The organism is Pseudomonas flavocrustae, from assembly GCF_029872515.1.
Lineage (GTDB): Bacteria > Pseudomonadota > Gammaproteobacteria > Pseudomonadales > Pseudomonadaceae > Chryseomonas > Chryseomonas aestiva.
In genome coordinates, this window is record NZ_JAPDIQ010000001.1 from 458,842 (window position 1) to 480,479 (window position 21,638).

23 protein-coding genes are annotated in these 21,638 nt (G+C 63.6%); all 23 read left to right on the plus strand.

Going from position 1 to position 21,638, the window contains the following annotated elements:
* Positions 1-34 precede the first annotated feature (34 nt).
* The 23 genes from cmk (at position 35) to fliN (ending at position 21,635) form a co-directional block, all read left to right on the plus strand.
* The gene (cmk, locus tag OMP44_RS02140; protein ID WP_007160398.1) at positions 35-721 is read left to right on the plus strand and encodes a (d)CMP kinase; all 687 of its coding nucleotides are present in this window, start codon (positions 35-37) and stop codon (positions 719-721) included.
* A 140-nt stretch (positions 722-861) separates the two neighbouring features.
* Positions 862-2,541, plus strand: coding sequence for a 30S ribosomal protein S1 (gene rpsA / locus OMP44_RS02145; RefSeq protein WP_007160397.1), 1,680 nt, complete (start codon positions 862-864; stop codon positions 2,539-2,541).
* Between the two features lie 188 nt (positions 2,542-2,729).
* Entirely contained in the window at positions 2,730-3,017 is a 288-nt protein-coding gene (ihfB, locus tag OMP44_RS02150; RefSeq protein WP_133862410.1) for an integration host factor subunit beta, read from the plus strand.
* Positions 3,018-3,262: 245 nt separating this feature from the next.
* On the plus strand, positions 3,263-3,484 hold the full coding sequence (locus tag OMP44_RS02155) for a hypothetical protein (protein ID WP_133862409.1): 222 nt from the start codon (positions 3,263-3,265) through the stop codon (positions 3,482-3,484).
* A gap of 139 nt (positions 3,485-3,623) precedes the next feature.
* Positions 3,624-4,598, plus strand: coding sequence for an NAD-dependent epimerase/dehydratase family protein (locus tag OMP44_RS02160; RefSeq protein ID WP_280306228.1), 975 nt, complete (start codon positions 3,624-3,626; stop codon positions 4,596-4,598).
* The gene (locus OMP44_RS02165; RefSeq protein WP_431312621.1) at positions 4,598-5,644 is read left to right on the plus strand and encodes an MraY family glycosyltransferase; all 1,047 of its coding nucleotides are present in this window, start codon (positions 4,598-4,600) and stop codon (positions 5,642-5,644) included. Before OMP44_RS02160 ends, OMP44_RS02165 begins: the two co-directional genes overlap by 1 nt.
* Before the next feature lie 10 nt (positions 5,645-5,654).
* Positions 5,655-7,637, plus strand: a complete 1,983-nt coding sequence (locus OMP44_RS02170) for a polysaccharide biosynthesis protein (protein ID WP_187979891.1) — start codon at positions 5,655-5,657, stop codon at positions 7,635-7,637.
* 221 nt (positions 7,638-7,858) lie between these two features.
* A complete protein-coding gene (gene rfbB, locus OMP44_RS02175) occupies positions 7,859-8,923 on the plus strand; it encodes a dTDP-glucose 4,6-dehydratase (RefSeq protein ID WP_280306229.1) in 1,065 nt (354 codons plus the stop codon).
* Positions 8,924-8,995: 72 nt separating this feature from the next.
* Positions 8,996-9,877 carry a glucose-1-phosphate thymidylyltransferase RfbA gene (gene rfbA / locus OMP44_RS02180; RefSeq protein ID WP_133862404.1) on the plus strand — a complete coding sequence of 294 codons (882 nt, stop codon included), beginning with the start codon at positions 8,996-8,998 and terminating at the stop codon, positions 9,875-9,877.
* Positions 9,877-10,413: a dTDP-4-dehydrorhamnose 3,5-epimerase gene (gene rfbC, locus OMP44_RS02185; RefSeq protein WP_280306230.1), complete on the plus strand. Its 537-nt coding sequence runs from the start codon at positions 9,877-9,879 to the stop codon at positions 10,411-10,413. The genes rfbA and rfbC overlap by 1 nt, the downstream gene beginning before the upstream one ends.
* Positions 10,410-11,324, plus strand: a complete 915-nt coding sequence (rfbD, locus tag OMP44_RS02190; protein WP_187979889.1) for a dTDP-4-dehydrorhamnose reductase — start codon at positions 10,410-10,412, stop codon at positions 11,322-11,324. Before rfbC ends, rfbD begins: the two co-directional genes overlap by 4 nt.
* A gap of 59 nt (positions 11,325-11,383) precedes the next feature.
* Positions 11,384-11,686: a ComEA family DNA-binding protein gene (locus OMP44_RS02195; RefSeq protein WP_280306232.1), complete on the plus strand. Its 303-nt coding sequence runs from the start codon at positions 11,384-11,386 to the stop codon at positions 11,684-11,686.
* Positions 11,687-11,830: 144 nt separating this feature from the next.
* Positions 11,831-12,172, plus strand: coding sequence for a flagellar hook-basal body complex protein FliE (gene fliE, locus OMP44_RS02200; RefSeq protein WP_132832054.1), 342 nt, complete (start codon positions 11,831-11,833; stop codon positions 12,170-12,172).
* 14 nt (positions 12,173-12,186) lie between these two features.
* Positions 12,187-13,995, plus strand: coding sequence for a flagellar basal-body MS-ring/collar protein FliF (gene fliF / locus OMP44_RS02205; protein WP_187979888.1), 1,809 nt, complete (start codon positions 12,187-12,189; stop codon positions 13,993-13,995).
* Positions 13,982-14,992: a flagellar motor switch protein FliG gene (gene fliG / locus OMP44_RS02210; protein WP_133862399.1), complete on the plus strand. Its 1,011-nt coding sequence runs from the start codon at positions 13,982-13,984 to the stop codon at positions 14,990-14,992. The genes fliF and fliG overlap by 14 nt, the downstream gene beginning before the upstream one ends.
* A 67-nt stretch (positions 14,993-15,059) precedes the next feature.
* Positions 15,060-15,839, plus strand: coding sequence for a flagellar assembly protein FliH (fliH, locus tag OMP44_RS02215; protein WP_273861469.1), 780 nt, complete (start codon positions 15,060-15,062; stop codon positions 15,837-15,839).
* Positions 15,829-17,175, plus strand: a complete 1,347-nt coding sequence (gene fliI / locus OMP44_RS02220) for a flagellar protein export ATPase FliI (protein WP_017642072.1) — start codon at positions 15,829-15,831, stop codon at positions 17,173-17,175. The genes fliH and fliI overlap by 11 nt, the downstream gene beginning before the upstream one ends.
* Before the next feature lie 6 nt (positions 17,176-17,181).
* The gene (fliJ, locus tag OMP44_RS02225; RefSeq protein ID WP_133862397.1) at positions 17,182-17,625 is read left to right on the plus strand and encodes a flagellar export protein FliJ; all 444 of its coding nucleotides are present in this window, start codon (positions 17,182-17,184) and stop codon (positions 17,623-17,625) included.
* Between the two features lie 44 nt (positions 17,626-17,669).
* Entirely contained in the window at positions 17,670-18,026 is a 357-nt protein-coding gene (locus OMP44_RS02230; protein WP_158889348.1) for an Hpt domain-containing protein, read from the plus strand.
* A 76-nt stretch (positions 18,027-18,102) separates the two neighbouring features.
* Positions 18,103-19,503: a flagellar hook-length control protein FliK gene (locus tag OMP44_RS02235; protein ID WP_280306234.1), complete on the plus strand. Its 1,401-nt coding sequence runs from the start codon at positions 18,103-18,105 to the stop codon at positions 19,501-19,503.
* A 119-nt stretch (positions 19,504-19,622) separates the two neighbouring features.
* Positions 19,623-20,144 carry a flagellar basal body-associated protein FliL gene (gene fliL / locus OMP44_RS02240; protein ID WP_280306235.1) on the plus strand — a complete coding sequence of 174 codons (522 nt, stop codon included), beginning with the start codon at positions 19,623-19,625 and terminating at the stop codon, positions 20,142-20,144.
* A gap of 8 nt (positions 20,145-20,152) precedes the next feature.
* Positions 20,153-21,124 carry a flagellar motor switch protein FliM gene (gene fliM / locus OMP44_RS02245; protein ID WP_017642077.1) on the plus strand — a complete coding sequence of 324 codons (972 nt, stop codon included), beginning with the start codon at positions 20,153-20,155 and terminating at the stop codon, positions 21,122-21,124.
* 55 nt (positions 21,125-21,179) lie between these two features.
* Positions 21,180-21,635, plus strand: coding sequence for a flagellar motor switch protein FliN (gene fliN / locus OMP44_RS02250; RefSeq protein ID WP_133862393.1), 456 nt, complete (start codon positions 21,180-21,182; stop codon positions 21,633-21,635).
* Positions 21,636-21,638: the final 3 nt, after the last annotated feature.

The following is a 21,638-nucleotide window of genomic DNA, read 5'->3' on the forward strand; positions in this document are numbered from 1 at the left end:
TCGCCGTCCATCAATCTCTTACGGAGGGGCACTCATGAGCAGTACCGCACCCGTCATCACCCTCGATGGCCCTGGCGGTTCGGGGAAGGGCACCCTCGCGGCGCTGGTCGCCCGTCAGCTGGGCTGGAATCTGCTGGATTCCGGCGCCCTCTACCGCTTGCTGGCCTTCGCCGCCCGCAACCATGGCGTGGACTACACCAACGAGGAGTCGCTCAAGTTGCTGGCGGCCCACCTGGACGTCCAGTTTCTTGCCGGGCATGAGCACGGCCAGCGCATCATCCTCGAAGGCGAGGACGTCACCGACGTCATCCGTACCGAGGAAGTCGGCGCCGGCGCCTCCCAGGTGGCGACCCTGCCCGCCGTGCGCGATGCCCTGTTGCAGCGCCAGCAGGCGTTCCGCGAGGCGCCCGGGCTGGTCGCCGATGGTCGCGACATGGGCACCGTGGTGTTTCCGGACGCCGAGCTGAAGATCTTTCTGACCGCCGGTGCCGAGGAACGGGCACAGCGGCGTTATCTTCAGTTGAAGCAGAAGGGCGAAAATGTTAGCTTGCCTGCCCTCCTGGAAGAGATCCGTGAGCGGGACGCCCGCGATAGTCAGCGTAGCGTTGCTCCGCTCAAGCCGGCCGACGATGCCGTCGAGCTGGATTCCACGCATCTCTCCATACAACAGGTATTGGAACGCATCCTGACCCTGGCCGCTGAACGCGACCTGGCTGGATGAAGGCCGAGACTCATCCGAGTCGTCGGTGAAAGCTGCCGGGAACCAGTCGCATCCCGGCAGCCGGATGGTAACCACTCACCCCGCATGGGCTGGTCATGCGGTAGCCGGATACATCGGGTATCCATACAACAGGTATGAACATGAGCGAAAGCTTCGCAGAACTCTTTGAAGAAAGTCTGAAATCCCTCGACATGCAGCCGGGCGCCATCATCGTCGGCACTGTGGTGTCGATCGATGGCGACTGGGTTGTGGTCGATACCGGCCTGAAATCCGAAGGCCTGGTTCCGCTCGAGCAGTTCTACAACGAACAGGGCGAGCTGACCATCAACGTGGGTGACGAAGTCCACGTAGCCCTGGATGCCGTCGAAGACGGTTTCGGCGAAACCAAAGTGTCTCGCGAAAAGGCCAAGCGCGCCGAATCCTGGCTGGTCCTGGAAGCCGCGTTCAGCGCCGACGAAGTGGTCAAGGGTGTCATCAACGGCAAGGTCAAGGGCGGTTTCACCGTCGACGTCAGCGGCATCCGCGCGTTCCTGCCGGGCTCCCTGGTCGATGTCCGTCCGGTGCGTGACACCACTCACCTGGAAGGCAAGGAACTCGAGTTCAAGGTCATCAAGCTGGACCAGAAGCGCAACAACGTTGTCGTTTCCCGTCGCAGCGTCCTGGAAGCCGAGAACAGCGCCGAGCGTGAAGCTCTGCTGGAATCCCTGCAGGAAGGCCAGCAAGTCAAGGGTATCGTCAAGAACCTCACCGACTACGGTGCGTTCGTCGACCTGGGCGGCGTAGACGGCCTGCTGCACATCACCGACATGGCCTGGAAGCGCATCAAGCATCCGTCGGAAATCGTCAATGTCGGCGACGAGATCGACGTCAAGGTGCTGAAATTCGACCGCGAGCGCAACCGCGTCTCCCTGGGTCTGAAGCAGCTGGGCGAAGATCCGTGGGTCGCCATCAAGGCCCGCTACCCGGAAGGCACCCGCGTTCAGGCGCGCGTCACCAACCTCACCGACTACGGCTGCTTCGCCGAGCTGGAAGAGGGCGTGGAAGGCCTGGTGCACGTGTCCGAAATGGATTGGACCAACAAGAACATCCACCCGTCCAAGGTCGTTCAGGTCGGCGACGAAGTGGAAGTCATGGTCCTGGATATCGACGAAGAGCGTCGTCGTATCTCCCTGGGCATCAAGCAGTGCCGCGCCAACCCGTGGGAAGAGTTCTCGGGTCAGTTCAACAAGGGCGACCGCATCTCCGGCACCATCAAGTCGATCACCGATTTCGGTATCTTCATTGGTCTGGAAGGCGGCATCGACGGCCTGGTACACCTGTCCGACATCTCCTGGAACGAAACCGGCGAAGAAGCCGTGCGTCGCTTCAAGAAGGGTGACGAGCTCGACACCGTGATCCTGTCCGTTGACCCGGAGCGCGAGCGCATCTCCCTGGGCATCAAGCAGCTGGAAGACGATCCGTTCTCCAACTACGCCTCCCTGAACGAGAAAGGCACCATCGTGCGCGGTACCGTCAAGGAAGTCGATGCCAAGGGCGCTGTCATCACCCTGGCCAACGAGATCGAAGGCGTCCTGAAGGCGTCCGAAATCAGCCGTGACCGCGTCGAAGACGCCCGTAACGTGCTGAAGGAAGGCGACGAAGTCGAAGCCAAGATCATCAGCATCGATCGCAAGAGCCGCGTGATCAGCCTCTCCGTCAAGTCCAAGGACGTTGACGACGAGAAGGAGGCCATGAGCTCCCTGCGTAGCAAGCAAGAGCCTGCTGCTGGCCCCACCACCATCGGCGACCTGATCAAGGCGCAGATGGAAAGCCAGAACTAAGTTCGAGCTTGAATAAAAGGCGACCCTTCGGGGTCGCTTTTTTTTGGCTGGCGAAAAGTGGGCAGGGTGGTCATGACCCGTAAAAAGTTGCCGGGACCAAAGTCGTCCGCTTGACTTTTCAAAAATCCGTCGGCGTGCTAAAAGTCCTTGGAGGTGATCTAGCCGCTTGATAACGAAGGAAAAAATCCATGACCAAGTCGGAGTTGATCGAGCGCATCGTTTCCTATCAGGGGCAGTTGTCGTCCAGGGATGTCGAACTGGCGATCAAGACCATGCTGGAGCAGATGGCCCAGGCACTTTCCACTGGAGACCGTATCGAGATCCGCGGCTTCGGCAGCTTTTCGCTGCACTATCGCGAACCCCGTACGGGGCGCAATCCCAAGACCGGCGAGTCGGTACTGCTGGACGGCAAGTTCGTTCCGCACTTCAAGCCAGGTAAGGAGCTGCGGGACAGGGTTAACGAGCTGGAGCCATAAAGCCGTCGCCCACTGCCGGTCTTTTCTCTGTCTGCCCGACAAGAGTTTGATTTTCCTTGTTTTTTTGGCTAGCTCGGAGCCGTCAAAAAAGCGTTATTCATAAGGCTGGTATCGGTATTTTGACGTTTACAAAAAAAGTCAAGCCGTTTTGATATTTTTGTAGACGGGTTCCGATTTTTGTATGAGACTTCCTTCACATAAGGTCTTGGGTGACCTCGTAGTCCACGCCGAGTGAGGAAGTTGTCATGCGCCACTATCTTTTCATCTGGATCGGTATCGCCGCCTGCTTCACCAGCATGCACCTCGGTCATCCCTTCCTCGCTGTAGCCGCTCTGGCCGGTAGCTGGATGGTTGCCCTGTTTCTGCAGCCCGCTCAGCGCGTCGAGAGCTTCTCGCGCCACTACGTTGGCCAGCCGACCGCTCGCTTCCAGGCCGTCGAAGTCCAGGCTTCCGCCAAGACCTTCTAATGTTCTCAAGTTTTTCGGCCCGCCGAGCTCAGGTTCGGCGGGCTTTTTTATGCCTGCGTTCTGCGTGGCTAGGCCCTTGCGGGGCAATGTCATACCATAAGCGCCCTTTCCTGGCTGACTGGCACGGCGCAACGCATTGATGGAACGCAAGATTCTGGTGACTGGGGCGGGGGGCTTCGTCGGCGCAGCCCTGGTTCGGCAGCTACAGGCCAAGGGGTATCCGGTGGTCGCCGCGCAGCGCCAGCCGGCAGCTGCCTCGATCGCGAGCGAGGTGATTCCGGTGATCCGTGAGATGTCCGCCGATACCGACTGGTCCGCGCCCCTGGCAGGGGTGGATGCCGTCATTCATCTCGCCGCCCGGGTCCATCAGCTGGGCGAGCAGCCAGGCGTGGTCAGCGAGGCTCGCTACGATGAGGTGAACCGGGCGGCAACCCTCAAGCTGGCACGGGACGCCCAGGCTGCTGGCGTCCGTCGCTTCATCTTTGTCAGCAGCATCAAGGTCAATGGTGACTGGACCCTTCCCGGCAAGCCCTTTCGCGCTGACGATCTGCCCGCACCCACCGATGCCTACGCGCGTTCCAAGGCCGCTGCCGAACAGCAGCTGCTGGCGCTGATGGCCGAGACCGGGCTGGAAGTGGTCATCGTGCGTCCACCACTGATCTACGGGCCTGGGGTAAAGGCCAATGTGGCCCGTCTGCTGGACACCCTGGCGCGGGGCGTACCGCTGCCACTGGGGGGCGTTCGGCACAACAGGCGCAGTCTGCTTGCCCTGGAGAATCTGCTCGATCTGTTGATCCTGTGCATCGCGGCGCCCAAGGCGGCCGGGGCCATCCTGCTGGTCAGCGACGATGAAGATCTCTCCACCGCCGAGCTGCTCGAATCGCTGGCCGAAGGCCTGGGTCAGAAACCCCGGCTGATCGCCGTTCCGTCCGCCTGGCTCGAATGGGGCGCCAGATTGCTGGGGCGGGGCGAGGTGGCGCAACGTCTCTGTGGGTCGCTGCAGGTCGACATCCAGCCCACCAAGACCTTGCTGGGCTGGCAGCCCCCGCTGTCGGCACGCGCCGCCTTGCGTGCGCTGGGCGCGCAACGGGCCGGTGCGGAGGGTCGGAAATGATGTTGCTCCTGTTGCTCCTGGCTGGCGGCTGCAGCTGGCTCGGCACGGCGGCGCTGCGCCGCTATGCCCTGTCCGGAGGCCTGCTCGACGAACCCAACGCGCGCAGTTCGCACCAGGTGGCGACGCCTCGAGGCGGCGGCCTGGCGATCGTCGTGGTGTTCGTGCTCGGCTGTGTGGTGCTGGAGCTGCTGGGGCAGCTTGATCCGGCTTCCTGCGGCGTCCTGATAGGAGCGGGGCTGCTGGTGGCAGTGCTCGGCTTCGTCGACGATCATCGGCACGTGGGCGCCGGCTGGCGTCTGCTGGGTCACTTCCTGGCGGCGCTCGCTGCCCTGCTGTGGCTGGGCGGCTATGGCGCACTTCCTGCGCAGCTGTCCGCTGTTCTGGGGCTGCCCGGCTGGCTGGTGATGACCCTTGGCGTGCTCTATCTGGTCTGGCTGCTGAATCTCTACAATTTCATGGATGGCATCGATGGGATCGCCGGCGTCGAGGCGCTCGTCGTCTGTCTGGGCATGGCGCTGATCTATGCCGTGACCGAGCATGGCGCCTTGCTGGGCGCACCCCTGCTCCTGGCGGCGGCCGTGGGTGGCTTCCTATGCTGGAATTTTCCGCCAGCGCGCATTTTCATGGGTGATGTCGGCAGTGGCTTTCTCGGTCTGATTCTCGGCATGCTGTCGTTGCAGGCGGCACTGGTGGAGCTGTCGCTGTTCTGGGCCTGGCTGATCCTGCTCGGCGTCTTCGTGGTCGATGCGACCTGGACCCTGTTGCGGCGGCTGAGCCGGGGCAAGAAGCCCTACGAGGCTCATCGCACCCACGCCTATCAGTGGGCCTCCCGTCAGCATGGCGCCCATCGCCCGGTGACCCTGACGGTACTCGCCATCAACCTGTTCTGGTTGCTGCCTATCGCTTTGCTGGTGGGGCTGGGGCTTTTAAGTGCCATACTGGGGCTCTTGCTTGCCTATGGGCCTTTGCTTTGCCTGGCCCTTCGATACCATGCTGGGACCGATGAGGTAGCCATGGCTGCGCAGTCCACCGGATTCAGGGATTAGGGACACTGACATGTTGCGTGACCATCTGGTCAAGCTGAACCGGCGTACCAAGAGAGTCATCCAGGTCGCGGTCGATCTGTTGCTGATCTGGCTCTCGCTATGGTTGGCCTTCTATCTGCGCCTGGGTTCCGTGCAGATGATCGAGCCCTTCAGTGGGCATGCCTGGCTGTTCATCACTGCGCCGGCCATCGCCATTCCCCTGTTCATCCGCTTCGGCATGTACCGCGCGGTCATGCGCTACCTGGGCAACGACGCCCTGATCGCCATCGCCAAGGCGGTGACGCTGTCGACGCTGCTGCTGTCGGTAGTCATCTACTGGTATCGCGACCTGCCGGAGATCGTCCCGCGTTCGATGATCTTCAACTACTGGATCGTCAGCCTGATCCTGATCGGCGGCCTGCGTCTCGCGCTGCGCCAGTATTTCCTGGGCGACTGGTATCGCGCCATTACCGTGCCCTTCATCAAGCAGCCGGACGAACTGCCACGGGTCGCCATCTACGGCGCCGGCTCGGCGGGCAATCAGCTGGTCGCGGCGCTGCGCATGGGCCGGGCCATGCGTCCGGTGGCCTTCATCGACGATGACAAGAGCATCGCCAATCGCATCATTGCCGGTCTCAAGGTCTACACCCCCAAACACATCCAGCAGATGATCGATGAAACGGGCGCCGAGGAGATCCTTCTGGCGATCCCGTCCGCTACTCGCGCACGGCGACGTGAGGTTCTCGGTCTGCTGGAACCCTATCCGCTGCACGTCAGAACCGTGCCGCGGATCAGCGACCTGGCCTGCGGCAAGGTACAGGTGGACGACCTCCAGGAGGTCGATATCGCCGATCTGCTGGGACGGGATCCGGTGACGCCCCGGCCCGAGCTGTTCGCCCGTTGCATCACCGCCCAGGTGGTGATGGTGACCGGGGCAGGGGGATCCATCGGCGCCGAGCTGTGCCGGCAGATCATTGGCCAGAAACCGCGCACCCTGATCCTGCTCGACCACGCCGAATTCAACCTCTACAGCATCCACCGTGAGCTGGAGACCTATATCCAGCGCGAAGCGCTGCCGGTCACCCTGGTGCCGGTGCTGGGCTCCATTCGCAACGCGCCGTTGCTCCTGCAGGTGATGCGGCACTGGAAGGTGGCCACCCTCTACCATGCGGCAGCCTACAAGCACGTGCCCATGGTCGAGCACAACATTGCCGAGGGTTTCGGCAACAACGTTTTGGGCACCCTCAATGCCGCCCAGGCGGCCATCCAGGCTGGCGTGACCAGTTTCGTGCTGATCTCCACCGACAAGGCGGTACGGCCCACCAACATCATGGGCAGTACCAAGCGCCTGGCCGAGATGATCTTGCAGGCCCTTAGTCGCGAGGCGGCGCCCGTGCTGCACGGGCAAACGGATGGTATCCATCAGGTCAATCGCACCCGCTTCACCATGGTGAGATTCGGCAACGTGCTGGGCTCGTCCGGTTCGGTCATCCCGTTGTTCAGGACCCAGATCCGCAAGGGTGGGCCGGTCACCGTCACCCATCCCAAGATCACGCGTTTCTTCATGACCATCACCGAGGCCGCTCAACTGGTCATCCAGGCGGGCGCCATGGGCGAAGGCGGAGACGTCTTCGTGCTCGACATGGGCGAGCCGGTACGCATCGTCGAACTGGCCGAGCAGATGATCAAGCTATCGGGCCTGAGCGTCCGCTCGCCGGCCAATCCCCATGGCGATGTCGCCATCGAGTTCACCGGGCTGCGACCCGGTGAAAAACTCTATGAAGAGTTGCTCATCGGTGACGACGTGAGTCCGACTTCCCATCCGAAGATCATGCGTGCCAGCGAAGACTTCCTGGCCTGGGATGCCTTCCGGGCAGCCCTCGTCGAGCTGAGTCGCGCGATCGATGCGGGTGATTATCTCCGCGTCCGGCAACTGTTGCGCGACACCGTCGCCGGCTATTCGCCAGAGGGCGACATCGTCGACTGGCTGCACGGCAAGAGATCCATCGAGTGATCCCGTCCACGCTTTCTTTCAGCCTGGATTTGAAGCCGAGCACAGAAGCGGCAGCCGCCCAGCGCTAGGCTGAACTTTCTTTTCCTGCCACTGTTTAACTCAGGTCTTTGGGTACATAGCCGCGGCTGTGACCCAAGCCAGGGATGGCTGCGCCGTCCTCCGATGTCTCGTCCGCAGCGCCGGGCGCGATGATGTACAAATCGATATAGGCAGGATTCAGGATGAAGGTACTGGTAACAGGTGGCGCGGGTTTCATTGGTTCCGCCGTGGTACGTTTTCTTATCAACGAGACCCAATGCAAGGTTGCCAACGTCGACATGCTGACGTACGCCGGTAACGTGGATTCCCTGGCCGAAGTCGCCGACTCCGACCGCTATGAATTCCACCAGGTGGACATCTGCGACTTCGCCGCCCTGCAGCAGGTCTTCGCGTCCTTCCAGCCCGACGTGGTCATGCACCTGGCTGCCGAGTCCCACGTGGACCGCTCCATCGAGGGCCCTGCCGCCTTCATCCAGACCAACGTGGTCGGCACCGGCGTCATCCTCGAGGTGACCCGTGCGTACTGGAACGACCTGGCGCCGGAAGCCAAGGCAGCCTTCCGTTTCCACCACATCTCCACCGACGAGGTCTACGGCGACCTGCACGGTACCGACGACCTCTTCACCGAAACCACGCCCTATTCTCCGAGCTCGCCCTATTCGGCCAGCAAGGCCGGCAGCGACCATCTGGTACGTGCCTGGGGTCGGACCTACGGGCTGCCGGTACTGGTGACCAACTGCTCGAACAACTATGGCCCCTATCACTTCCCCGAGAAGCTGATCCCCCACGTCATTCTCAATGCCATCCATGGCAAGCCGCTGCCGATCTATGGTGACGGCTCCCAGGTACGTGACTGGCTGTTCGTCGAAGATCATGCCCGCGCCCTCTATACCGTGGTGACCCAGGGCGAGGTCGGCGAGACCTACAACATCGGTGGTCACAACGAGAAACGCAACCTGCAGGTCGTCGAGACCATCTGTGACCTGCTCGAAGAACTGGCTCCGCAGAAGCCCGAGGGTGTCGAGCGCTATCGCGACCTGATCACCTTCGTCAAGGATCGTCCGGGTCACGACATGAGATACGCGATCGACGCCAGCAAGATCGGCCGCGAGCTGGGCTGGACGCCGGCAGAGACCTTCGAGACCGGCATGCGCAAGACCGTAACCTGGTACCTGAACAATCGTGAGTGGTGGCAGCGGGTACTGTCCGGCGCCTACCGCCTCGAGCGTCTCGGCGAAGCCGTTTAACGATCCTATCGCGGACACGCCCGCGGGCGTGTTCGACCGACAGCAACAGTCAATTTTCAGAGGACGATTGCCATGAGCAAATACAAGGGAATTCTGCTGGCCGGTGGCTCCGGTACCCGTTTGCACCCCATTACCCTGGGCGTGTCCAAGCAGTCGCTGCCGATCTACGACAAGCCCATGATCTACTATCCGCTGTCCGTGCTGATGCTGGCCGGTATCCAGGAAGTCCTGATCATCTCGACGCCGGCCGACCTGCCCGGCTTCCAGCGCATGCTCGGCGACGGCAGCCACTTCGGCATGCAGCTGAGCTACGCGGAGCAGCCCAGCCCGGACGGCCTGGCCCAGGCCTTCATCATCGGTCGCGAATTCGTCGGCGATGACAACGTCTGCCTGGTCCTCGGCGACAACATCTTCTACGGCCAGCACTTCAGCGAGACGCTGCTCAAGGCTGCCAGCGTGGACAAGGGCGCCACCGTCTTCGGCTACTACGTCGCCGACCCCGAGCGTTTCGGTGTGGTCGAGTTCGACGAGCAGGGCAAGGCCCTGAGCATCGAAGAAAAGCCCAAGAAGCCGAAGTCCAACTATGCCGTCACCGGTCTGTATTTCTACGACAACGACGTGCTGGACATCGCCGCCAACATCAAGCCGTCGCCCCGGGGCGAGCTGGAAATCACCGACGTCAACAACGAGTACCTGCGCCGTGGCTCGCTGAACGTTTCCCTGCTGGGCCGCGGTTTCGCCTGGCTGGACACCGGTACCCACGACGCCCTGCTGGAAGCCGGCCACTTCGTCCAGACCATCGAGAAGCGTCAGGGTCTGAAGGTCGCCTGCCTCGAAGAGATCGCCTTCCAGAAGGGCTGGATCACCTGCGAGCAGATGGCCATGCAGGCCGAAGCGCTGAGCAAGACCGGTTACGGCCAGTACCTGGCGCGGCTGTGCAAGGAGCAGGACTGATGCAGGTCTTCGACACCGCGATCCCGGACGTCAAGCTGATCGAACCCAAGGTCTTCGGTGACGACCGCGGCTTCTTCCTGGAGTCCTTCCAGGCGGAGCGCTATGCCCAGCAGGCGGGGATCACCCTGCCGTTCGTGCAGGACAACCATTCGCGCTCCGCCCGGAACGTGCTGCGTGGCCTGCATTTCCAGCGCAGCAAGCCGCAAGGCAAGCTGGTGCGCGTGGTGCGCGGCGAGGTGCTGGACGTGGCCGTCGACATCCGTTGCGGTTCGCCCACCTTCGGCAACGTGGTCGCCGAGATCCTCTCGGAAGACAACAAGCGCCAGCTCTGGATACCGCCGGGCCTGGCCCACGGCTTCGTGGTGCTGTCGGAAACCGCTGATTTTGAATACAAGTGCACAGATTATTACGATCCCTCTGATGAAGGGTCTTTGATCTGGAATGATCCGGATCTGAATATCGACTGGCGGGTAACGGATCCCATCCTGTCCGCCAAAGATGCACAAGGCCTTCGATTGGCGGAGCTGTATAGATGAAGATACTGGTTACCGGAGCTAACGGTCAGGTCGGACGCTGTCTGACCGATCGTCTTCAGCGTTCAGAACTGGCATGGGAGGCCCATGGACGTGCCACTCTGGATATCGCTGACGAAGGCTCGGTAACCAGCCATCTCGAGCGGTTCGCTCCGGACGTCGTGATCAATGCGGCCGCCTACACGGCGGTCGACAAGGCCGAGCAGGAACCCGAGATCGCCGCCCGCGGCAATATCGAAGGTCCTGCGGTGCTTGCCCAGGCCTGCGGCGCCGCCGGCATCGCCCTGCTGCACCTGTCCACCGACTATGTGTTCGACGGTACCGCCACCGAACCCTATCAGGTCGAGGATCCGGTCAGTCCGTCCGGGGTCTACGGCATGACCAAGCTGGAAGGGGAGAACCGCGTGCTCTCCGCCTGCCCGCGCTCGGTGGTGCTGAGAACCGCCTGGGTGTTCAGCGAACACTGCAACAACTTCCTCAAGACCATGCTGCGGCTCGCTGCCGATCGTGACGAACTGCGGGTGGTGAGCGACCAGGTGGGTTGCCCGACCTACGCCGGCCACATCGCCGATGCGCTGTTGCAGATCGCCGTCCAGGCCGAAGCCCGGCCTGAGCAGACGGCCTATGGCCTCTATCACTTCGGCGGCGACAGCGGCCTGAGCTGGTGCGACTTCGCGCGCTACATCATCGATGCCGGCGAGGAGCTGGGCATGCTGGAACGGGCGCCGCTCATCACCGGCATCGCCACGTCCGAATTTCCCACCCTGGCCAAGCGCCCGGCCTATTCCATGCTGGATTCCAGCGCGCTGGAGCAGCACTTCGGCATCCCGCCGAGCGACTGGCGCCAGGGCGTTCGCCAGACCCTGCTGGCGCTCCAGACCGAGCGTGCCCAGGCAGGGTCTCTGGTGAGTTGACCGTCTGACCCTTTGCGTTAAGCTCTCTGGATCAAACAGCGGAACAGGGAGGTTCCTCTATGAGATTCATCTGGATAGTGACGTTGCTGGCCCTGTTCGGTCCCTGGGCCAATGCCTGTGAGCCTGGCACGGGTGCTGCACCCAAACCTGCCGCGAATGCCAGCCTGGCACCCCTGAACATCAATGTCGCCGACGTCACCGCGCTGCAACGGCTGCGGGGAATAGGGGCCGTCAAGGCGCAGGCGATCGTCGACCATCGCCAAGCCCATGGCGCCTTTGCCTCGGTGGACGAACTGCTCGAGGTGAAGGGCATCGGCAAGGCCCTGCTGCAGCGCAGCCGCGAACTGCTCAGCGTCGACTGATTTTCGGCAAACTTTAACCGGCTCTTTGCACCTTTTTCCCAAACCATTGTTTTGGCTGGATTTTTAGGATCTGGCACAAGCATTGCTCTATCTCTGACACGAGTGGGTACGGCGTCAATTTCCCGTGCCAGAGGAGCAGAGCAAATGGTTCAAGGTGTCGAGTTCAATCGGTTAATGCTGGAAATGCGTTCCATGCAGACCGAAGCCATGGCCCGGTCGAAAGCCGTGGTAGCTCCGGCTGCCGGCGCGGAGCAGGTCCAGGGTCCGAGCTTCGCCGACATGCTCAGCAAGGCCGTGGGCTCCGTCAACGAGACCCAGCAGACCGCTGGCGAGATGGCCAAGGCCTTCGAGCTGGGGCAGGGCGGCGTCGACCTCACTCAAGTCATGATCGCTTCGCAGAAGGCCAGCGTCTCCGTGCAGGCCTTGACCCAGGTGCGCAACAAGTTTGTTCAGGCGTACCAAGACATCATGCAAATGTCGATTTGAGGACGGTCTAGAAAATGGCTGAAGCTCTCACCAACGCACCCGTCCCGACGACCAAGCCCGAGGCTGAAGACAAGCCCAAGAAGTCGCTGCTGGGGCTCAGCTTTCTCGACAACCTGTCCGACATGCCGCTGCTGCGGCAGATGGGGCTGCTGATCGGCCTGGCCGCCAGCGTCGCCCTGGGCTTTGCCGTGGTGCTCTGGACCCAGCAGCCGGACTATCGGCCGCTGTACACCAGCATGAATGGTCTCGACGCCAATCAGGTGCTGCAGGCCCTGGGCGCGGCCGACATCGGCTACAAGGTCGATCCGAATTCCGGCGCCCTGCTGGTCAAGTCCGACGACCTCGGCCGGGCGCGCATGAAGATGGCCGCAGCCGGCATCACCCCCTCCGATGGCAATGTTGGCTTCGAGCTGCTGGACAAGGAGCAGCCGCTGGGCACCAGCCAGTTCATGGAGGCGGCCAACTATCGGCGCAGCCTGGAAGGCGAACTGGCCCGGACCATCTCCAGCCTCAACGGCATCAAGGGCGCCCGGGTGCACCTGGCGATCCCGAAGAGTTCGGTGTTCGTCCGTGACGAGCGCAAGCCGAGCGCCTCGGTACTGGTCGAGATGTATCCCGGCCGTACCCTGGATGCCGGTCAGGTCATGGCCATCATCAATCTGGTCGCCACCAGCGTGCCGGAACTGGACAAGTCCCAGGTCACCATCGTCGACCAGAAGGGGCAGCTGCTGTCCGACCAGCAGAACATGTCCGAGCTGTCGATCGCCGGCAAGCAACTGGACTACACCCACAAGATGGAAAGCTCCCTGACCCAGCGTGTGCAGAACATCATGCAGCCGGTGGTGGGCAACGGTCGTTTCAAGGCCGAAGTGGCCGCGGATGTGGATTTCAACGCCGTGGAATCGACTGCCGAGCAATTCAATCCCGATCAACCGGCACTGCGCAGCGAGCAGCAGAACAGCGAGCAGCGCCAGACGTCCGGCGGCGGCGCCCAGGGCGTGCCCGGTGCCCTGTCCAACCAGCCGCCCGGTCCGTCTTCGACCCCGGAGAAGGCCGGTGCCCAGGGTGGCGGCGCCAACTACATCGCTCCCGGCCAGCCGCTGCGGGACGCCAACGACCAGTACATCTACGACAGCAAGACCAGCCTGCCGGCAACCCTGCCGTACCCGACCGACAAGCGTGAGCAGAACACCCGTAACTACGAGCTGGACCGCAGCATCAGCTACACCCGTCAGCAGCAGGGCCGTCTGCGTCGACTTTCCGTCGCGGTGGTGCTGGACGATCAGGTCAAGGTCGATGCGGCCGGCAAGGTCAGCCACCAGCCCTGGACCCCCGAAGACCTGGCTCGCTTCACCCGTCTGGTGCAGGATGCCGTGGGCTTCGACGCCAGCCGTGGCGACAGCGTGAGCGTGATCAACGCGCCCTTCGCCCCGGTGCAGCAGGAAGAGATCGAGAGCATTCCCTTCTACCAGCAGCCCTGGTTCTGGGGCGTGGTCAAGCAGGCCCTCGGCGTCCTCTTCATCCTGGTGCTAGTCTTTGGGGTGCTGCGTCCGGTGCTGAAGAATCTGTCCGGTGGCAACACCAAGGACGCCGCTGCCCTGGCCGCTGCCGGTGGTGCCGGTGCCCTGGGTGCCGGTGGTCTGGATGGCCTGTCGGACGATCTGGCCGACGACAAGGTGAGCCTGGCCGGTCCGGCGCCGCTGTTGCTGCCGAGCCCGAGCGAGGGCTATGACGCTCAACTGACCGCCATCAAGCAGCTGGTCAACGATGATCCGGGCCGTGTCGCCCAGGTAGTGAAGGATTGGATCAATGGCGACGAATGAAGCGCAACTTTCCAAGGTAGAGAAGGCCGCGATCTTCCTCCTGTCGCTGGGCGAAGCCGACGCCGCGCAGATCCTGCGCCACATGGGGCCCAAGGAGGTGCAGAAGGTCGGTACCGCCATGGCCCAGATGCGCAACGTCAACCGCGAACAGGTCGAGCGGGTGCTGGGCGACTTCATCGAGGTGGTGGGCGACCAGACCAGTCTGGGCGTGGGCGCCGACGGCTACATCCGCAAGATGCTCACCCAGGCCCTGGGCGAGGACAAGGCCAGCGGCCTGATCGACCGCATCCTGCTGGGTGGCAACACCAGCGGTCTGGACAGCCTGAAGTGGATGGAGCCGCGGGCGGTGGCGGATGTGATTCGCTACGAGCACCCGCAGATCCAGGCCATCGTGGTGGCCTACCTGGATCCCGACCAGGCGGCCGAAGTCCTTGGCCACTTCGATCACAAGGTGCGCCTGGACATCGTCCTGCGCGTCTCCTCGCTGAACACCGTGCAGCCGGCGGCGCTCAAGGAGCTGAACCTGATCCTCGAGAAGCAGTTCTCCGGCAGCGCCAGCACCACCCGTACCGCCCTGGGCGGCGTCAAACGTGCCGCCGACATCATGAACTACCTGGACAGTTCGGTCGAAGGCCCGCTGATGGACGCGATCCGCGACGCGGATCAGGATCTGTCGGGGCAGATCGAGGACCTGATGTTCGTCTTCGACAACCTGTCCGATGTCGACGATCGCGGCATCCAGGCGCTCCTGCGCGAGGTGTCCTCGGATGTGCTGGTGCTGGCGCTCAAGGGCGCCGACGATGGCATCAAGGAGAAATTCTTCCGCAATATGTCCAAGCGCGCGGCCGAGCTGCTGCGCGACGACTTGGAAGCCAAGGGGCCGGTGCGACTGTCCGAGGTGGAGGGGGCGCAGAAAGAGGTGCTCGCCGTGGCCCGCCGCATGGCCGACGCCGGCGAGATCGTCCTCGGCGGCAAGGGTGGCGAGGAAATGGTCTGACGGCTTGCCGGGATTGGCCTGTGCTTTGCTAAGGTCTGGTCAGTAGCGGTTTTCTGACGGACAGGTAATGAGCAAAGAAGCGGCGAGCGAACTGATCAGGGCGCGGGATCTGGAAGCCTTCGACGTCTGGCGACTGCCAGCCTTCGACAGCTTCGATGCGCCTGCAGAAATCCCTGTGCCCGCGGCAGCCGAGCCCGAGCCCCAGCCGGAGCCCCAGATCGAAGAGGTCCCGGTCGAAGAGGTCCAGCCGATCACTCTCGAAGAGCTGGAGGCGATCCGCCAGGAGGCTTACAACGAGGGCTTCGGCACCGGCGAGCGCGACGGCTACCACGCCGGCCAGCTCAAGGCGCGCCAGGAAGCCGAGGCGGCGCTGATCGCTCGCCTCGCCAGCCTGGAAACTCTGATGAGCCATCTGCTCGATCCCATCGGCGAGCAGGACCAGGCCCTGGAGGCCGGCATGGTGCAGCTGGTCCGGCATATCACCCGCGAAGTCATCCAGCGCGAACTCACGCTAGACTCCAGTCAGTTGGTTCAGGTGGTGCGCACGGCGCTGAAGCTGCTGCCCATGGGTGCCGAGAACATCCGCATCCAGGTCAGCCCCCAGGACTTCGAGCTGATGAAGGCCTTGCGTGACCGCCACGAAGAAAAATGGCGCATCCTCGAGGACGAGACCCTGATGCCTGGCGGTTGCCGGATCGAGACCGAGAGCAGCGTCATCGACGCCAGCATCGAGACCCGTCTGACCCAGGCGCTGACCCAGCTGGCCGAACAGCAGCGCCACCAGGCGACCCAGCCCCAGGAAGCCGATCTGCACATCGACATCGAGGATGCCTCCCATGCGTCTTGAGCGTCTGAGTTTCGAACGCCGCCTCAGCGGCTACGATGAAGCCATCCGGGTGGAGCAGCAGCCGGTGATCGAAGGCCGTCTGCTGCGCATGGTCGGTCTGACACTGGAGGCCGAAGGCCTGCGCGCCGCCGTCGGCAGTCGCTGCCGGCTGATCAATGGCGGTGGCTATCAGCCGGTGGAGGTCGAGGCCGAGGTGATGGGCTTCAACGGCAACAAGACCTTTCTCATGCCGGTGGGCAGCCTGGCCGGCATCGCGCCCGGCGCCCGGGTGGTGCCGGTGCCGGATACCGGTCGCCTGCCGATGGGCATGTCGATGTTGGGGCGCGTCCTGGATGGCCTGGGCAATGCCCTGGACGGCAAGGGCCGCATGCGCGCCGAAGACTGGGTGCCGATGGACGGCCCCACCATCAACCCGCTCAAGCGCGAACCCATCAGCGAGCCCCTGGACGTTGGCATCCGCAGCATCAACGGTTTGTTGACGGTAGGTCGCGGCCAGCGTCTCGGCCTGTTCGCCGGTACCGGCGTGGGCAAGAGCGTGCTGCTCGGCATGATGACCCGGCTGACCAAGGCCGAGATCATCGTGGTCGGGCTGATCGGCGAGCGGGGCCGCGAGGTGAAGGAATTCATCGAGCACATCTTGGGCGAGGAGGGCATCAAGCGGGCGGTGGTCGTGGCCTCGCCGGCGGACGATGCGCCCCTGCTGCGCCTGCGCGCGGCCATGTACTGCACCCGCATCGCCGAATACTTTCGCGACAAGGGCAAGAACGTGCTCCTGCTGATGGATTCCCTGACCCGCTATGCCCAGGCGCAGCGGGAGATCGCCCTGGCCATCGGCGAGCCGCCGGCGACCAAGGGCTACCCGCCGTCGGTGTTCGCCAAGCTGCCGCGCCTGGTGGAACGGGCCGGCAACGCAGAAAAAGGTGGGGGTTCGATCACGGCGTTTTATACTGTGCTCTCGGAAGGCGACGACCAGCAGGATCCCATCGCCGACTCGGCGCGTGGCGTGCTGGATGGTCACTTCGTGCTGTCGCGGCGGCTGGCCGAGGAAGGGCACTATCCGGCGATCGACATCGAGGCGTCCATCAGCCGGGTCATGCCCCAGGTGGTCAGCCCGGAGCATCTGCGCAACGCCCAGCGCGTCAAGCAGCTCTGGTCGCTCTATCAGCAGGCCAAGGACCTGCTCAGCGTCGGTGCCTATGTGCCCGGCGGGAATGCCGAAACCGATCTAGCGATCGCCCGCTATGCGCCCATGCAGCAGTTCCTGCGCCAGGGCCTGCGCGAAAGCGAATCGCTGGAGCAGAGTTCCGCCAATCTCCAAGCCGTATTGGGAGGCTGATAGATCATGAAAGGCAGAGCCGAGCGTCTGGGTCCGGTGGTGGAGATGAGCGAGCGCGACGAGCGCGACGCCGCCCAGCGCCTGGGGCAATGCCAGCAGCAACTGGCCCAGGCCGAGTTCAAGCTGGGTGAATTGCAGCGCTATCGCGAAGATTACCAGCAGCGCCTGGTGGTCAACGGCAGCCGTGGGGTCACCGGGCAGTGGCTGATCGGCTATCAGCGCTTTCTCAGCCAGCTGGAAGAAGCGATCGGCCAGCAGGAGCGCAACGCCCAGTGGCACCGGGACGTGGTGGCCAAGGCGCGTACCCAGTGGCAGGAGCGCTATGCCCGCCTCGAAGGCCTGCGCAAACTGGTCGAGCGCTATCGCCAGGAGCAGCGCCAGGTCGAGGACAAGCGCGAACAGAAACAGATGGACGAATACGCCCAGCGGGCGCGCTCGACCTATATCTAGGCCGGGCCCCGCCTTCGTTCCTTTTCTTGTCAGTGAGAATGCCGATGTTTTCCTCCCATCTTGATCCGGAAACGCTTGCCGCCCTGCGCGACTGCATGGAGGAAGAGTACGTCGATCTCATCGAAACCTTTCTGCTCGATTGCGAAGAGCGCATCGCCGAACTCAAGCGCAGCGTGATCGGTGGCGATGCCGAGCAGGTCCGCCAGCTGGCGCACAGCTTCAAGGGTAGCGCCGGCAACATGGGCGCCGCGCCCCTGGCGCAGCTGTGTCGGGACGTGGAGGAGGGCGCGCGGCGCCGGGCGACCACCGCGGAACTGGCCATGGGCGTTTCCGCCATGGAGCGCGAATTCGCCATCGTCCGCATCCTGTTCAAGGTCGAGCGGCAACGCTACGCGGGCTGACCTCGTCAAAGCGCTGGCGTTTCCAGCTGGCGCGCAACTTGCTAGATACCCGGAAACCCGTCGTTCGGAGCTCTCCATGGCCGTCGTGCCCGATTTCCTTTTGAATACCGCCACCTCTCCAGCCGGCACCGGCCGGGCGGCGGCCAAGACCCCTTCCCAGGATCGCCCGGCAGCCCAGGAGCGCTTCGCCGATGTCTTCGCCCAGGAGCAGCCGCGTGAGCCGGTGCGCAGCGAAAAGCCGCGCGACACCAGCGACAGCAAGGCCCCGACCCAGGCACGCAAGAACGAACCTGGGCGAGCCCGGGAGGGTGATGACCGGGTGAAGCGCTCCAGCGATGACGACCGCACGGCGGACGCCAAGCCCGAGGTCGACAGCACCGCCAAAAGCGACGCGCCGTCGGCAGCCGCTACCGACGACAGCGGCAAGACCTTGCCGGTGGCCCAGGGTGAAGACGCCAAGACGCCCGTCGATGCGCTGCTGGATCCGCTGTTCATGTTCGGCATGACCGGTCAGTTCCCGCAGCCGGTAGCCACACCTGTGGCAACGCCTCAGCTTCCGACCGGGACGGCCGCGGACGCCGCAGCCACCGCCACTGCCCAGGCCCTGGATCCGGCGGCTCTGCTGGGTGCTGCCGTGGCTACCGCCGCCCAGGCGACCGCCACGGGGGTCGGGACCGGCGCAACGGCGACCCCGACCAAGGCTGGCGAGCAGCAGGCCGCGGACGATGGTCTGGCGCAACTGCTGGGCCAGGTACCCCAGACCCAGGGTGACGCCGCCAAGGCCGCCACCAACGCCAACAACCTGGCGGCCACCCAGCTGCAAGGCTTGCTGCCGGCTGATGGCGCTCCCGCTCAGGTGGCGGATCAGGCGGCCAGCGCGGCCCTGGCTGCGACCCTGGACAAGGGCGATGGGCAGGACGCGGCGGTACCGAGCAAGAGCGATGCCTTCGCCGACAAACTCACCGCCCTGTCCCAGGCCCTCAGCACGCCCGCTGCGACAGCTCGCCCGGTCACGGCCACGGTACCCGGCCAGCCGCTCAGCCCGCAGGCAGGCAACTTCAGCGAGGCGGTGGTCGACAAGGTCATGTGGATGTCCAGCCAGAATCTCAAGACCGCCGACATCCAGATGGAGCCGGCGCAACTGGGCAAGCTGGAGGTGCGCATCGACATGACCCAAGACCAGACCCAGGTCACCTTCGCCAGTCCCCACGCCGACGTGCGCGAAGCGCTGGACAACGGCAGCCAGCGCCTGCGCGAACTTTTCGCCCAGCAGGGCATGAACCTCGCCAACGTCAATGTTTCCGATCAGTCGTCCGGTCAGGCCTGGCAGCAGTCGCAGCAGGGTGGCCAGAGCGATAATTCGCGTCGCGGCAGCCGCGGCGCGGGCGGGGGCGAGGACGAAGCGGTGGCGAATGTCGCCGAAACCCGTGGCGCGGCGACGCTCGCGGCGCGCAGTCTGGTCGACTACTACGCGTGACGGGCCGCCGGCTGCCAGGTGACAGCCTCGGCCGCACCTGCTATATCCCCTTCGTATCAATAGGTTAGCTGCGTCACCCAGCAGGGGTGACGCGCAGCACAGGATTCGGTCGAGCACTTATGGCGAAGAAGCAGGCCCCTGCGGCAGAGGGTGCAGCCGCGGAAGGCAAGGGCAAGGGCAAGCTCAAACTTATCATCATCATCGTCGTGGCCCTGCTGCTGGTCATTGGCGCCTCGGTGGGCGCGACCTGGTTCCTGCTCGGCAAGAAGAGCGCCGAGCCCGAGCACGCCGCGTCGGCCGCTCCGGCGGCACCCGTGCACCTGGCGGCGGTCTACCAGGCGCTGGTGCCGGCCTTCGTGGTCAACTACAACGCCGACGGTCGCCAGCGCTACATGCAGGTCACGGTGACCCTGATGGGGCGTGACCAGGCGCAGATGGATGCGCTCAAGGCGCAATTGCCGCAGGTCCGCAACCAGCTGGTGATGCTGTTTTCCGGCCAGGACTTCAACAGCCTCCTGACCCCGGTGGGCAAGGAGATGCTGCGCCAGCAGGCCACCAGCAAGGTTCAGGAGCTGGCGAAGAAACTGACCGGCCAGACTGCCATCGAACAGGTATTGTTCACCAATCTCGTCCTGCAATAGGTAACGCCATGGCCGTGCAAGATCTGCTCTCTCAGGATGAAATCGATGCCCTGCTGCACGGGGTCGACGATGGCATCGTCGAGACCGAGACCGATGCCGAGCCGGGCACCATCAAGGGCTATGACCTCACCAGCCAGGATCGCATCGTCCGCGGACGCATGCCGACCCTGGAGATGATCAACGAACGCTTCGCCCGCTATACCCGGGTCAGCATGTTCAACCTCCTGCGGCGTTCGGCCGACGTCTCCGTGGGCGGGGTGCAGGTCACCAAGTTCGGTGAGTACATCCATTCGCTGTACGTCCCCACCAGCCTCAACATGGTCAAGATGAAGCCGCTGCGTGGTACCGCGCTGTTCATCCTTGATGCCCGGCTGGTGTTCAAACTGGTGGACAACTTCTTTGGCGGTGACGGCCGCCACGCCAAGATCGAGGGCCGGGAATTCACCCCCACCGAACTGCGCGTGGTGCGCATGGTGCTCGACCAGTGCTTCGTCGATCTCAAGGAAGCCTGGGGCGCCATGCTCGACTGCCAGTTCGAATACATGAACTCCGAGGTCAACCCGGCGCTGGCCAATATCGTCAGTCCCAGCGAAGTGGTGGTGGTGAGCACCTTCAACATCGAGCTGGATGGCGGTGGCGGCGAACTGCACGTGACCATGCCCTATTCGATGATCGAGCCGATCCGCGAAATGCTCGATGCCGGTTTCCAGTCGGACGTGGATGACCAGGATGAACGCTGGGTCAAGGCCCTGCGCGAGGACCTGCTCGATGTGCGCGTGCCGCTGGAGGCGACGGTTGTCCGGCGCCAACTCAAACTCCGCGATATCCTCAACATGCAGCCAGGCGACGTGATTCCGGTGGAAATGCCGGAGGAGATGCTCATGCGAGCCAACGGCATGCCCACCTTCAAGGTCAAGATGGGCGCACGCAAGGGCAACCTGGCCCTGCAGATTCTCGAACCGGTCAGCCGCGGCCGCTGAGCGAAAACCGTTTTTCCGTCCGGGCCGCGGCCCGGCGTAGCACGAGACCCACACGATGGCAGACAACCCCGAAGAACAAGCCCTGGCGGACGAGTGGGCCGCAGCCCTGGCCGAAGCCGGCGATGCCAGTCAGGACGATATCGATGCCCTGATGGCTCAGGGTACCCAGGTCGAAGCCCCCAAGCCGCCCAAGGCGCCGGTGGAAGAATTTGGTCAGAGCAGTGGGGGTTTGGCAGTGACTGGCATGGAAGGGCCCAACCTGGATGTGATCCTGGACATCCCGGTGACCATCTCCATGGAGGTCGGCCACACCGACATCTCCATTCGCAACCTGCTGCAACTCAACCAGGGCTCGGTCATCGAGCTCGACCGTCTGGCTGGCGAGCCGCTGGACGTGCTGGTGAATGGTACGCTGATCGCCCACGGTGAAGTGGTGGTGGTGAACGAGAAGTTCGGGATCCGCCTGACCGACGTCATCAGCCCCACGGAACGTATCAAGAAGCTGCGGTGATCC

Excerpts from the sequence above, each read along its gene's own strand:
- OMP44_RS02160 (WP_280306228.1), top strand. The coding sequence starts at position 3,624 with ATGGAACGCAAGATTCTGGTGACTGGGGCGGGGGGCTTCGTCGGCGCA.
- fliM (WP_017642077.1), top strand. The coding sequence starts at position 20,153 with ATGGCCGTGCAAGATCTGCTCTCTCAGGATGAAATCGATGCCCTGCTG.
- fliG (WP_133862399.1), top strand. The coding sequence starts at position 13,982 with ATGGCGACGAATGAAGCGCAACTTTCCAAGGTAGAGAAGGCCGCGATC.
- fliN (WP_133862393.1), top strand. The coding sequence starts at position 21,180 with ATGGCAGACAACCCCGAAGAACAAGCCCTGGCGGACGAGTGGGCCGCA.
- cmk (WP_007160398.1), top strand. The coding sequence starts at position 35 with ATGAGCAGTACCGCACCCGTCATCACCCTCGATGGCCCTGGCGGTTCG.
- rfbB (WP_280306229.1), top strand. The coding sequence starts at position 7,859 with ATGAAGGTACTGGTAACAGGTGGCGCGGGTTTCATTGGTTCCGCCGTG.
- fliL (WP_280306235.1), top strand. The coding sequence starts at position 19,623 with ATGGCGAAGAAGCAGGCCCCTGCGGCAGAGGGTGCAGCCGCGGAAGGC.
- OMP44_RS02235 (WP_280306234.1), top strand. The coding sequence starts at position 18,103 with ATGGCCGTCGTGCCCGATTTCCTTTTGAATACCGCCACCTCTCCAGCC.
- fliF (WP_187979888.1), top strand. The coding sequence starts at position 12,187 with ATGGCTGAAGCTCTCACCAACGCACCCGTCCCGACGACCAAGCCCGAG.
- fliE (WP_132832054.1), top strand. The coding sequence starts at position 11,831 with ATGGTTCAAGGTGTCGAGTTCAATCGGTTAATGCTGGAAATGCGTTCC.
- OMP44_RS02195 (WP_280306232.1), top strand. The coding sequence starts at position 11,384 with ATGAGATTCATCTGGATAGTGACGTTGCTGGCCCTGTTCGGTCCCTGG.
- rfbD (WP_187979889.1), top strand. The coding sequence starts at position 10,410 with ATGAAGATACTGGTTACCGGAGCTAACGGTCAGGTCGGACGCTGTCTG.
- rfbC (WP_280306230.1), top strand. The coding sequence starts at position 9,877 with ATGCAGGTCTTCGACACCGCGATCCCGGACGTCAAGCTGATCGAACCC.
- OMP44_RS02155 (WP_133862409.1), top strand. The coding sequence starts at position 3,263 with ATGCGCCACTATCTTTTCATCTGGATCGGTATCGCCGCCTGCTTCACC.
- ihfB (WP_133862410.1), top strand. The coding sequence starts at position 2,730 with ATGACCAAGTCGGAGTTGATCGAGCGCATCGTTTCCTATCAGGGGCAG.
- fliI (WP_017642072.1), top strand. The coding sequence starts at position 15,829 with ATGCGTCTTGAGCGTCTGAGTTTCGAACGCCGCCTCAGCGGCTACGAT.
- OMP44_RS02170 (WP_187979891.1), top strand. The coding sequence starts at position 5,655 with ATGTTGCGTGACCATCTGGTCAAGCTGAACCGGCGTACCAAGAGAGTC.
- OMP44_RS02165 (WP_431312621.1), top strand. The coding sequence starts at position 4,598 with ATGTTGCTCCTGTTGCTCCTGGCTGGCGGCTGCAGCTGGCTCGGCACG.
- rpsA (WP_007160397.1), top strand. The coding sequence starts at position 862 with ATGAGCGAAAGCTTCGCAGAACTCTTTGAAGAAAGTCTGAAATCCCTC.
- fliJ (WP_133862397.1), top strand. The coding sequence starts at position 17,182 with ATGAAAGGCAGAGCCGAGCGTCTGGGTCCGGTGGTGGAGATGAGCGAG.
- rfbA (WP_133862404.1), top strand. The coding sequence starts at position 8,996 with ATGAGCAAATACAAGGGAATTCTGCTGGCCGGTGGCTCCGGTACCCGT.
- fliH (WP_273861469.1), top strand. The coding sequence starts at position 15,060 with ATGAGCAAAGAAGCGGCGAGCGAACTGATCAGGGCGCGGGATCTGGAA.
- OMP44_RS02230 (WP_158889348.1), top strand. The coding sequence starts at position 17,670 with ATGTTTTCCTCCCATCTTGATCCGGAAACGCTTGCCGCCCTGCGCGAC.